Here is a 12950-nt window from a genome sequence, read left to right as displayed (position 1 = left end):
ATTATCATATCCTCCGTGTGTGATGGTTTTTCGTCGAACTCATTGTAACACGGACATGATAATGGCCTTTTCTTTTTACACAATTATATGGACTTAATCAAAAGAAGAGCTCTATTCACCCGAAAAGAGAGCTCATCCAAGAAAGTGGTCAAAAAGGGACAGTCTATTCATCCGAAACACAAGCGCACCCAGGAAAGAGGTCAAAAGGAAGAGCCCCATTCATCCTAAAAGAGCTCATTCTCATCATAACGGTCAAAAGGAACAGCCTCATATCGACTTTTTTGCCACTCTTTCAGACTTCCTTACATATACATGTTATAAAGAAATGACGATTAGCCGACAATGTTGGGTAAGGAGGCTTAAATCGGATGAATGAAGAAGGTAATTTGTTTAAAGGGGTTCTATGGGGGGCTGTTATTAGCCTACCAATTTGGGGAGTAATAGCAGGGGTAATAAAGTGGTTGCTATAATCGTTTAAAGTAGTCATGTGGCAAAAGAGTCGAAGGATTCTTCTCCCACTTCAAATGAACAATCTCCCCGACAAACTGAACTAGAGTAAAGAAAAAAGCTGTAGCTTTGGCTACAGCCTTTCATTTATTCAGTTAAGTAATCATACATAAATTCAGCCCATACTTGATGTCCTGCTTCATTTGGTCTACCTTCTTCTAAATAATCACGTATTTCCTCAGATTGAATATCCGGCCAAGCTTGCCAGTGATCGGCGTATAAATAATTTTGTTGGGCAGCATAGCTTTCAAGTTCTTGTACTTGTGTATAATAAAGCTGTGGAGAATAGATTGGATTAGGCGGCATTACTACCACAGTTGTCTCTTCTAATTCTTCCGAAAAGCTATCCATCATCTGTTCTATATAAATTAAACTATCACTTATTAAGACTACACCATTATCATTTAATATAAACGGTTCAAATAAAATTAAATCAGGGTTCCATTGAATCACTTCTTCTAAGTACTCTGACTGAATCACTTCAGCACTTGAAAGAGAATTAACATTAAAAATCGTAGAGTTTACATCTGTAATCCGCATTAATAAATCATCTAGCTTTCTTGGCCAGCTAACATCGGCAAATCCATCGTTTTCAATTGACCTTGAGCCAAAATATGCAATAGTTAGCTCATCCTCTTTTGTCGGAATTTCTCCTAATAAACCAGTTAGTTCAGCTATATCCCCACTGCCAGTGTTATTATTATTTGTAGTAGAATCGTTAGTTGACTCATTTTTTGTAGATGGGCTCTTTTGATCGGACTCATCAACAGCTATTACAGCGTTCTTAGCATCAGCGGCAATATTGTCCAATTTTGATTGATATGAAATATGGCTGACTACCAAAATAGCTAAACAGCCAATAACCATAATTATGTATAGTGCATTTTTCAATGAAAAAGCTCCTTTCAATTCGCTAACAGCTTAATAAAATAAGCTCTTTTTATATTATAGAGAATGGAAGATAAAAGTAAAAGAGAAATTTGTCAATTTCTCTCATGATTCGTAAGTTTCAGACTTATTCTGTCAATTTATATAATACATGTGTATGCATATGTATGTATTAAAGTTATAAATAGGTAATTTTAAAAAATAGGAAAAGAGACCCTATCTAAAGTCCTTATTTTGTTTAGTGTGTCAATGTGAGTTGATAATAAAATAAAAGACATGGTACTATAATAAGTAGTTATAAAAAGGGTTATTAGGTCTCATGAACTAGTAATTTTATTTTTTGCTGATTGTTCTTAAAGAAAGGGGAAAAATTGATTTTGAATGAAAGTTTTGAAACTAGTCAAAGTAAGACAGCTGTAAATTCTACTATGAAGAGATTCGGATTTTCTTTATTAGTAGTGCTACTCTCATTAATCATCGCATCAAATGTCGTTTATGCCGATGTGGACTCAGAGAAAGAATCTAATGATGAACAGACTACTGAAACACTAGATTCTGATGAAGACAATAACCCTACTGAAAATTCAGTAGAAAATGAGAGTGATAGTAATGAAAATGAGGAAATACTCGATACTGACTCTCGAGAAGCGGAAGATGATTCTATTAAAGATTCGAATGAGGCCCAATTAGAGGAACTTGAAGAGATTGTTGAACCACAAGAAGGTGGAAAACTTACTGAGGACGAGCCTGTAATGAGAGTTTCTAATCTCTCTGCATCAGTACCGGTTTTAAGAAACGGGATGCGCCATGCAGAGGTGAAGGTGCTCAAGAACAATTTAGCAAAGCTCGGATTCCCAGTACCAGGTAACGGTACAACCCTTTTCGGTGCTGACACCGAAAGAAAAGTAAGAGAATTTCAAGCTTATTACAAGCTAGGTGCTGATGGTGTGGTCGGACCCGCTACACAAGCGAAAATTAAAAGTATCTTAGATAGTCCATTACAAAATGGAAAACGTCATAGTTCTACAGTGACCTTAAAAACAGATTTAGGAGCAATTGGTTATCCCGTACCAGGAAATGGAACAAATGTCTATGGGAATGATACTGAAAAAGTCGTGAGGCAATTTCAAAGAATGGTCTTGTAGTGAATGGAATAGCCGATGAAATTACTTTGGCGAAGATAGCTGAATTAAGAGGTTCCTCTGGTTCAATGCCGGTTCTTCGAAATGGAATGCGTCATGCAGAGGTGAAGGTGCTCAAAAGCAATTTAGCAAGCCTTGGATTTCCAATTCCAGGTAGTGGGACGACCTTTTTCGGTGCAGATACGGAAAGGAAAGTAAGAGAATTTCAAGCCTATTATAAGTTAAATATTGATGGAGTGGCTAATGCYACAACACAAGMGAAAATCAAGAGYATCTTAGATAGCCCACTGCAAAATGGAACGTCATAGTAGTACAGTGACCTTAAAAACAGATTTAGGAGCAATTGGTTATCCCGTACCAGGAAATGGAACAAATGTCTATGGGAATGATACTGAAAAAGTCGTGAAGCAATTTCAAAATGAAAATGGTCTTGTAGTGAATGGAATAGCCGATGAAATTACTTTGGCAAAAATCGCTGAGATAAAGAAAGCTCAAGATTCTGTACCAATTCTTCGTAATGGAATGCGTCATGCAGAAGTAAAGGTGTTAAAAAGTAATTTAGGCAAGCTTGGTTTTCAGGTGCCGGGAAATGGAACAACCCTTTTCGGTGCTGATACAGAAAGAAAAGTAAGAGAATTCCAATCTTATTACAAGCTAGGTGTAGATGGTGTCGTTGGACCAGCTACTCAGGCGAAAATTAAAAGTATTTTAAATAGTCCATTACAAAATGGAAAGCGCCATAGTAATACACAGAAGCTAAAAAAAGATTTAGCCGCGATCGGCTATCCAGTACCAGGAAATGGAACGACTCTTTATGGAAAAGATACGGAAAGGGTCGTAAGACAATTTCAAAGAGATTATAAACTAGCTGTTAATGGTATTGCAGATGAAATAACTTTAGCTAAAATTGCATCAATTCGTTCAAGTGGAAAAGTGACTAAAATTTTTATTGATCCTGGGCACGGAGGTAGTGATCCTGGAGCAACAGGTAATGGCCTTCTAGAAAAAACAATAAATTTAGATATTTCTCAAAGAATTGAAAAGTATCTAAATCAATATCAAAATGTTGTGGTGAGAATGTCACGTACTAATGATACATTTGTTTCACTTTCCTCTAGAACTAAAATGGCAAACGATTGGGGCGCTGACTACTTTGTGAGTGTACATGCAAATGCTGACAATCAAGAACAGGCGAATGGATTTGAAAGCTTTATTCATAGTGGTGCTAGAGGCACGGCTGATGCTAGAGCTAAACAATCTATCATTCATGATCATATTGCTAGAAATATTTCAGAAACTAATCGTGGAAAGAAAGAAGCTAATTTTCAGGTTTTAAGAGAAGCTAATATGTCTTCTATTCTATTAGAATATTTATTTATTACAAATAGACAAAATAGTAACCAACTCAAAAATAGTAGTTACCGAGATAGAGTTGCCAGATTAACCGCTGAAGGAATTGCACAAGCATACAATTTAAAAAAGAAATAATAACAAAACATCTAAAGCGAATCTCTTTTAGAGAGGGTACTTTAGGTGTTTTTTATACTAGTTATATAGTCTTGAATTGAATGTGGTACTTGAATGAAGTGTGAAACTATAAGATACTAAAGTAGGAGTTGAAGATAAAATGATAGGAGGTGAAACTAAAGTGAGGAAAAAAATTATGGCAATTTCTTTAAGTGTTATTTTGATAGGAGTTCACTTTAGTTCAAGCATTACATTTGCTCAGGAGGGTGACATTGAAAGTAATAATGAGCAAACTCAGGATGAATCTAGTACTTCTGAATTAGAAGTCGATAATGAACAACTCAGTTCAGAAGATGATGAATTAATCGTAGATAAAGAAGATGTTATAGAAGAAAACGCTATAGAAACTTCAACAGAAGACGAAGAAAAAATCAATTTAGAAGATTCTAAGATTGAAGACGATACTGAGGAAATTACTGAAACAAAAAGTCTCAATCAAGTTTTACATACGGCAAGTAATGAATTGAAAAATGGTGACCGTGATCAAAGAGTAGTTACGCTAAAAAGAAATCTGGCTAAGCTTGGGTTTCCAGTACCAGGTAATGGTACTACTTTGTTTGGCTTTGAGACAGAGAAGCAAGTGAGAGAATTCCAAAAGTACTATGGTATTCCAGTAACAGGGACTTTAAATATGCAAACTGAGAATAAAATAGCTGATATTTTAAAGACCCCTTTGCAAAATGGGAAAAGGCATAATGATACGATTCAACTAAAGAAAGATTTAGAATTTTTGGGCTACCCGGTTCCTGGGAACGGAACCAATGTATTTGGAGATGATACGGAAAAAGTCATTAAACAATTTCAAAAAACTCACAATTTGGTTTGGAATGGGATCGCTGATGAAGTTACATTAGCGAAAATTAAGGAATTAAAATCAGCTCCATTATCCAATGGTATGAGACGAGAAGATGTTAAGACACTAAAGGAAAACTTGGCAAAGTTAGGTTTTCCAGTACCAGGTAGTGGGACGAATTTATATGGAAATGACACGGAGAGAAAAGTAAGAGAATTTCAAGCTTATTATAAACTTCCTGTTGATGGTGTTGCTGGTTCAAGTACGATAAATAAAATTAATAGTGTACTAAATAGTCCTTTGCAAAATGGGAAAAGGCATAATGATACGATCCAACTAAAGAAAGATTTAGCGCTTTTGGGCTACCCTGTTCCTGGGAATGGAACCCATGTATTCGGAGATGATACTGAAAAAATCGTAAAACAGTTTCAAAAAGCACATAAACTAATTCAGAACGGGATTGGAAGAACGCTCGCAAAAATTGAGGAATTAAAATCAGCTCCATTATCCAATGGTATGAGACGAGAAGATGTTAAAACACTAAAGGAAAACTTGGCAAAGTTAGGTTTTACAGTATCAGGTAGTGGGACGAATTTATATGGGAATGCCACGGAAAGAAAAGTGAGAGAATTTCAGTCCTATTATAGACTTCCTGTTGATGGTGTTGCAGGTCCAAGTACCATTAATAAAATTAATAGTGTACTAAATAGTCCTTTGCAAAATGGGAAAAGAAATAATGCAACTGTACAATTGAAAAAAGATTTAGCCTTTTTAGGATTTCCAGTTCCAGGGAATGGAACAACTCTTTATGGAAATGATACAGAAAGAGTCGTAAAACAATTCCAAAGAGCCCATAAACTGATTCAGAATGGGATTGGCGATAAGAACGCTCGCAAAAATTGAGGAATTAAAATCAGCTCCATTATCCAATGGTATGAGACGAGAAGATGTTAAAACACTAAAGGAAAACTTGGCAAAGTTGGGTTTTACAGTATCAGGTAGTGGGACGAATTTATATGGAAATGACACGGAAAGAAAAGTAAGAGAATTTCAGGCTTATTATAAGCTTTCTGTGGATGGTATTGCAGGGCCAGGCACTATAAATAAAATGAACAGTGTACTAAACAGTCCGTTACAAAATGGAAAAAGAAATAATGCAACCAAGCAATTAAAAGAAGATTTAGCCATTTTAGGCTATCCTGTACCAGGAAATGGAACAACTTTATATGGTAATGATACGGAGAGGGTAGTTAGACAATTCCAAAGAGATTATAAATTGGCGGTAAATGGGATTGCCGATGAAATTACACTCGCAAAGATAGCTGATTTAATTAAAAATCCAGTAGTAATAACGGAGTATACTAATTACGGCTGGACGCTTAATCAAGCAATAAATTACCAAATGCAAGGTGGAAGAAGTACGACCGACAAATATAGAGATGCTCCAGCTTTTGTTCATAAAGATTTTATTCAAATACTAGGAAGTACTTCTACAGGTTATAGAGCTAAATTATCTAAAGGAGAGAATATTGGTAGTACGACTGCAGATAGAAATAGAGTAAGAGTTTTTCAAGCTGCTAGTAATACCTCACATCTTTTTGGATATTTAACCTATAATTCTAGTAGGGATACTATCGTTGAAGTTATCGGTGAATTATCAGGAAATTGGTACACAATAAAATATGATACATTCAGATATGCAACATCAAGCGATGTTAGAGAATTTTTGGATCCTAATAGGAACGACCAATTCCAGCATTTGAGGCTTGATTCTAGTGTTGGTGTAGCTTCATCTGAACTAAACAAAGTTATACAGGGAAAGGGTATTTTATCAGGGCAAGGACAAGCATTTATAAATGGTGGTAGAATACATGGTATTAATGAAATTTATTTGATTTCACATGCCCTTCATGAAACAGGTAATGGTAGTTCCGTTCTAGCAAATGGTGTAAGAGTAGGTAAAAATCGAAATGGTCAGTTAGTGAGAGTAACTTCAAGTAATGAACGTAACTTAACTGAAATTAAAACAACCTATAATATGTATGGAATCGGTGCTATTGACAATGATGCAGTGAACGCAGGAGCTATTAGGGCATATGAAGAAGGTTGGTTTACACCTGCAAGTGCAATTGAAGGTGGAGCAAAATGGATTGGAGAAAGATATATTCATAATGCAGATAAACAAAATACACTTTATAAGATGAAGTGGAACCCTAATATGAGTAATGGTGGTTGGAGACAATACGCAACTGATATTGGTTGGGCTGTTAAGCAAACAACCAATATGAAAAATATGTATAATCAATTAAATAATCCAAGATATCATTATGATATAGCAAGATATAATTAATCTTTAAATCTAGTTTTCTTCCTAAAAGAAAACTAGATTTTTTATTGATAGATTACTAAAAAAGGATAATTAAAAAAGATTTTAGTAATTTGTTGAAATTTGAAAGAACGGAATGTTCTCTAAAAAAATATTATGATATAGTTTAGGGTGGAGTAAATTTATAAATAGGAGTTTGAACCCATTTTGAATGAACCTTTAATTAATATTAATCGGAAGTTTAGACCTGAAATAGAGGGTTTACGTGTAGTTGCTGCATTACTTGTAGCGGTATATCATATTTGGTTTAATCGTATTTCTGGTGGAGTAGATGTATTCTTTGTTATTTCTGGGTTTTTAATTACAACATCTATTATTTCAACTATCAATCGAACAGGCGAAATACGTTTTTGGCCTTTTATTATAAAACTAATAAAGAGACTGTATCCATCAGTACTTTTTGTGTTAGGAATCGTACTACTATTAAGTATTTTTTTCTTGCCTTCTTCAATTATGGAAAAAACTATCCGTGAGGTAGTTGCTTCTATGTTTTATTATCAAAACTGGCAACTAGCAATCTCTAGTACGGATTATTTAGATTCTTCTCAAATGAAAACACCAGTTGAACATTTTTGGGCTTTATCAATACAAGGCCAATTTTATATTATATGGTTTTTAATATTTAGTTTCATAGTAATGTTCATAAAAAAGTACAAACATCTTAGTGTAAAAAAAGTAATTAATAGTATTCTAGGAACCTTGTTTATTATATCTATGATTTATTCAATATATTTAACAAATGTAAATCAGCCATGGGCATATTTTATAACATTTACTCGTGTATGGGAGTTTGCTCTTGGAGGCTTAATTTGTATAAATTTGTCTTTTATTAAATTAAACAACTTTCTTGCGACGATATTAGGTTGGATTGGATTGATAGGTTTAATTTTAACTGGTATTTTATTTGAAGTTTCAGAGATGTTCCCTGGCTATATAGCTTTATGGCCAATGGCGTGTGCTTTTTTAATTGTTATATCAGGTACACGCGAAACAAGCTATGGTGTTAAACGAATATTAGCTTTACCATTCATGGTTAAGTTGGGTGGGATTTCTTTTGGTATTTACCTATGGCATTGGGTATTATTACAGTTTTATCGGTTTAACGTACAAGAAACTCCTAGCTTTATTGAAGGGATGCTAATTATTGTTTTATCGATAGTACTTTCTTTTTCAATGACTTATTTTATTGAAAAGCCAATTCGTAGTCATAAGAGTAATAAATATTCTTTTAAAAGGTTAGGAATAATGGTTAGTGTAAATGTAATTCTAATTAGTGGGTTATTTTACAATGGCTATATGAATGCAAAAAATTTAGAAAATCGGGTTCTAGATACAGATTATCCTGGAGCATTAGCTGTAATGTCAGAAGTTGTGGTGCCTGATAAAGAAGCTATACCTGATTTTGCAAATGTTTTTGGTGATTTACCAAAGTCGCATATAGATGGTAGTAATCAAAATCTAAGAAATAGCGATTTAAAGATTGGTGAGTATGGAGAGACAGAAGATTATGATGCTACTATCGCTTTAATAGGAAGTTCTCATTCCCAACATTGGTTAGGGGCTATTTTAGAAGCGACTAAAGATTATAATTATCGTGTATTAAATGTGACACGTTCGGGAACTAGGTTCTCAACCGGATATGATGATGATGATTTAAAAGGAATTTGGAATTTAAATGTTCTTGAATTTTTGGAAGAAAATCAAGATATTGACCTAGTAATTGCTCAAGCAACAGCTGCCAGTACTTCTAATGAAAGAATCTTAAGTGGAATGACTGATCAATTACAGCATGTTAAAGATGAATTCGACATTGACGTCCTAGCTGTTCGAGATAATCCTAGGTATAGTTTTAATATACTTGAATCACTTGAGACATACGGTGAAGAACAAACTATTATAAAAATGAATGATGAAGATAATCAAAAAGATGAAGTGTTCTGGAGACAGTTTGAAAAAGAGAATCAATCATTATATAAGATTGACTTAACAGAATTTTTTATTGTAGATGACGAATTTAAACCGGTAATTGGGAATATTAGAATTTATCGAGATACAAAGCATTTAACAAACAGTTATTCAAAAAGTTTTGGAGCAGTGTTTGAAAGTGAAATTAATGACATACTTTCAAAATAAAGCTTCTTTGTACTTAGTATAATGTTATAAAAATGACAAAATTATTTTAATGATTCTATCCTATAATTGAGCTCTGAAAAAATAAATGTAAGTAGGGATTTTATAATGATTTTCTCAAATTTATTGAAAAGAAAACAAAAAGGCAAAGGTAAATTATCAATTACAATAAAGCAAGAATTAGATTTATTAACATTAAAAGGTGAGTTACAGAAACCTGAACTGCAGATTGTAGAGTTGTGGATTCAAAATCGTGAAGAATCGGATAGGAAAATTAGGGTTGCAACTCAAAATGCATCTAATCAATTCGATTTTACTGTTTCATTAAAGCAGGTTTTGAATCAAATCTCTTACAATGACGAGAGTGCGGTATATGATTGGTTCTTTAAAATAAAATGTCTAAAAGAATCATTACCAAAGTCAAAAGAACTTGCACAGGATGTAATTTATTATGTAGAAGAAGGATTAGAGTACACGGAATATTTTATTCGCTGTGGTAGGTTCTTTAATACATCTACCTACAACTTAAATCCTATTCAAATAGAGGGAAATAAGGTTGAAAATTACATTACCGCTAAAGGGAATTTATCTCTTATAAAAAATGGATCTGCAATAAAAGCTCCAAAAATACAAATTGATACAGTGAAAAGTAAAAATGGTAAAGTGACATTAAAAGGTCATATTTACTCTGGTAGCTCATTATTAGAAAAAATGGAATTAATAACTATTGGGCGACAAAGTGCTAATGAGTTGATAAGTAATTACACTCAAATTACACATGTAAAAGAATACTCTATTCGTAAATTTGGATTAAACAAATATGCTTATAAAGCTGTAATAGATATAGAGGAACTTAATAAATTAGGGACATTAAGAGAAGATATTTATGATTTATATTTTAATGTTAAATTTTTAAATCATGATGAGTGTATGAAAGTTCGTATAGGAAAACCGACAAAAAAAGCTAAGTTATTTACGAAAGATACGTATCTTGTAGAAAAGAATGATGCGATTATTTTAAACCCATATTATACTTTTAAATTGGAAAATTTATCTTTTGAAATTTATCATTATGAAGCTGATACCTTTAAATATTTAAAAACCATTTTAAAGTATATATGGATAGTAAAACTATTTAATAGTCATAAAAATGTATGGTTAGTTGGAGAGAGAACTTACAAAGCCCAAGATACAGGCTATGCATTCTTTAAATATATGCGACAAAATCATCCAGAGAAAAATGTCTATTATGTAATTGAAAATAACTCACCTGAGAAAGCAAATGTTGAACCTCTAGGGAATGTGTTGAAATACAAGTCAAAAGAACATATTTTAAAAACTATTATTGCTAAAAAGATTATCTCATCACATCATGCAGATTATCTTTATCCATTGAGAACACCATTATTTAAAAAGAAAATTAAAGCAACTACTGTATTCTTACAACATGGAGTAATGGGAACCAAAAATATGGTGGCGAACTATGGTCGTAATGCTTATAATTTCGATACGGATTTGTTTATGGTGAGTTCCGATTTCGAAAAGAAAATGATAGTGAACGATTTTGGGTATAATCCAAAAGATGTATTTATAACTGGATTATCTAGATTTGATCAACTTTTTGCCAAAGATGTAACCGTAAAAAGACAAATCTTAATCATACCTACATGGCGTGATTGGATAGTCAACGATCAGAAGTTTTTAGAAAGCGAATATTACGAACGATATCGAGTATTAACAGAAAGTACAATTCTAAAAAAACTTGCAGACCAATTCAATTTTGAAATCGTCTTTTGTCTTCATCCTAACATGCAAAACTTTAGTAAATTCTTTAGTAATACAGGTATTAAGGTCGTTAATCAAGGCGAAGTAGATGTACAGTATTTAATAAAAGAAAGTGCAATGATGATTACTGATTACTCAAGTGTAGGATTTGATTTTAGTTTCCTATATAAACCAATTGTATATTACCAATTTGACCGTGCAAAGTTTATCGGAAAAAAGCCATCACATTTGGATTTGGATAATGATTTGCCTGGTGAAATTGTGTTTGAACTTGAAAAATTACTCCTTACTGTGGAAGAATACGCTAAAAATAATTTCAAAATGAAAGATGAATATAGGAGAAGAGCGGACAAATTTATTAAGTATCGGGATCAACATTCGTCTGATAGAATTTACAATGTTATTCAAAATAATGTTGTAAGAAAAAGGTTGAAAAACAATCCTCACTATCAGTTAGTGCAAAAAGGGATTTACAATAGGTTTAGAAAAAGCCGTCTATATTTTCCTATAATGAAATTTATGTATAAACTTGGTAAGAACCTAATCCCTGTTGATAAAAAATTAATTTTGTTTGAAAGTGGTATTGGAAAACAATTAGGAGATAGTCCTAAAAATATCTATGATGAGATAATTAGACAAGGCTTGGACTATAAAAAAGTGTGGGTATATAATAAACAGTACCGTTTTGAAGATAACAATACAAAGGTTATCAAAAGGCTTAGCCCTCAATACTATTACTATTTATTAAGAGCACGCTATTGGGTTAATAATCAAAACTTTCCTTCCTATTTAGATAAAAGGAAAGAGACAACCTATTTGCAAACATGGCATGGCACACCATTAAAGAGAATGTTGTTTGATATTGAAAATGTTCAAGGTAGAAGTGATGATTATGTGGAGAGAATAGGGAAGGTAATCCAATACTGGGATTATTTAATTTCACCAAGTCGATATGCAACTAATGCTTTTAAAAGTGCCTTTAAGTTTAAGGGGAGCATATTAGAATTAGGTTATCCTAGAAATGATATTTTTTATTCAAAAGATAGAACACTGATAGGTAATGCGGTATTGAATAGACTTCATTTACCATCTGATAAGAAAGTAATATTATATGCACCCACCTTTCGTGATAATCAGACATCAAAGAAAAATAAGTTTTTATTTGATATAAAAATGGACCTTCACCAAATGAAAGAGGCACTTGGAGATGAATATATCATCCTGTTACGAATGCATGTAGTCATTCAAAATAAATTAAATATGGACGAATCACTAAAAGGTTTTGTATATAATGTATCAAGTTATCCGGATATTCAGGAACTGCAGTTAATATCGGATATCTTAATTACAGATTACAGTTCTGTCATGTTTGATTTTGCTAATACAGGAAAGCCTATACTATTTTTCACATATGATTTAGCAGAATATCGTGATAATATAAGAGGTTTCTATATGGAATTTGAAGAGGAAGCACCTGGGCCACTTTTATACAATACAAACGAAATAATAAAAGCCATTAAGCAAATAGAACAATTAAATAAATTATACGAAGATAAGTATAATGCGTTCCAAAGCAAATACTGTGCTTTAGAGGATGGGAATGCTAGTGAACGAATAGTTAGTAAGGTTTTTAAGTGAAATCCTAGAGCAAACTCAATAGAGAAAATAATTATTATCTTTTACATTAATTAAATTAAAATCAGTTAGCATAAGTGATGAAACGTGCTCCTGTTACTTTTTAGCTAATTTTATCTTTTAACTTAAGATCTGCTAATAAATACTGCTAATATTT

8 protein-coding genes are annotated in these 12950 nt (G+C 32.8%); 7 read left to right on the top strand and 1 reads right to left on the bottom strand.

Going from position 1 to position 12950, the window contains the following annotated elements; all coding sequences use genetic code 11:
- Window positions 1–594 precede the first annotated feature (594 nt).
- Entirely contained in the window at window positions 595–1398 is an 804-nt protein-coding gene (locus AZF04_RS11360) for an SGNH/GDSL hydrolase family protein (protein WP_061948819.1), read from the bottom strand.
- A 374-nt stretch (window positions 1399–1772) separates the two neighbouring features.
- Here AZF04_RS11360 and AZF04_RS11355 point away from each other — a divergent pair, with 374 nt between their 5' ends.
- From AZF04_RS11355 to AZF04_RS11325, 7 genes are all read left to right on the top strand, one after another.
- The gene (locus tag AZF04_RS11355) at window positions 1773–2540 is read left to right on the top strand and encodes a peptidoglycan-binding domain-containing protein (protein WP_061948818.1); all 768 of its coding nucleotides are present in this window, start codon (window positions 1773–1775) and stop codon (window positions 2538–2540) included.
- Window positions 2540–2845 carry a peptidoglycan-binding domain-containing protein gene (locus AZF04_RS11350; RefSeq protein ID WP_061948817.1) on the top strand — a complete coding sequence of 102 codons (306 nt, stop codon included), beginning with the start codon at window positions 2540–2542 and terminating at the stop codon, window positions 2843–2845. Before AZF04_RS11355 ends, AZF04_RS11350 begins: the two co-directional genes overlap by 1 nt.
- A complete protein-coding gene (locus tag AZF04_RS11345) occupies window positions 2832–4025 on the top strand; it encodes an N-acetylmuramoyl-L-alanine amidase (RefSeq protein ID WP_061948816.1) in 1194 nt (397 codons plus the stop codon). The genes AZF04_RS11350 and AZF04_RS11345 overlap by 14 nt, the downstream gene beginning before the upstream one ends.
- 160 nt (window positions 4026–4185) lie before the next feature.
- Window positions 4186–5760: a peptidoglycan-binding protein gene (locus tag AZF04_RS11340; RefSeq protein WP_161485263.1), complete on the top strand. Its 1575-nt coding sequence runs from the start codon at window positions 4186–4188 to the stop codon at window positions 5758–5760.
- Complete coding sequence (locus AZF04_RS11335) at window positions 5732–7207, top strand: peptidoglycan-binding protein (RefSeq protein WP_161485262.1); 1476 nt, start codon at window positions 5732–5734, stop codon at window positions 7205–7207. The genes AZF04_RS11340 and AZF04_RS11335 overlap by 29 nt, the downstream gene beginning before the upstream one ends.
- Window positions 7208–7390: 183 nt before the next feature.
- Window positions 7391–9376, top strand: coding sequence for an acyltransferase family protein (locus AZF04_RS11330; RefSeq protein ID WP_174522658.1), 1986 nt, complete (start codon window positions 7391–7393; stop codon window positions 9374–9376).
- 105 nt (window positions 9377–9481) lie between these two features.
- The gene (locus AZF04_RS11325) at window positions 9482–12796 is read left to right on the top strand and encodes a CDP-glycerol glycerophosphotransferase family protein (protein ID WP_061948812.1); all 3315 of its coding nucleotides are present in this window, start codon (window positions 9482–9484) and stop codon (window positions 12794–12796) included.
- The last annotated feature ends 154 nt before the right edge of the window (window positions 12797–12950 follow it).

The sequence above is a fragment of the Alkalihalobacillus trypoxylicola genome (assembly GCF_001590785.1).
In the GTDB taxonomy this organism is placed as follows: domain Bacteria; phylum Bacillota; class Bacilli; order Bacillales; family Bacillaceae_D; genus Alkalihalobacillus; species Alkalihalobacillus trypoxylicola.
This window is presented reverse-complemented; position numbering and strand designations above follow the sequence as displayed.

Coding starts and splice junctions, on each gene's coding strand:
- AZF04_RS11345 (WP_061948816.1), top strand. CDS start 2,832: ATGGAACGTCATAGTAGTACAGTGACCTTAAAAACAGATTTAGGAGCA.
- AZF04_RS11325 (WP_061948812.1), top strand. CDS start 9,482: ATGATTTTCTCAAATTTATTGAAAAGAAAACAAAAAGGCAAAGGTAAA.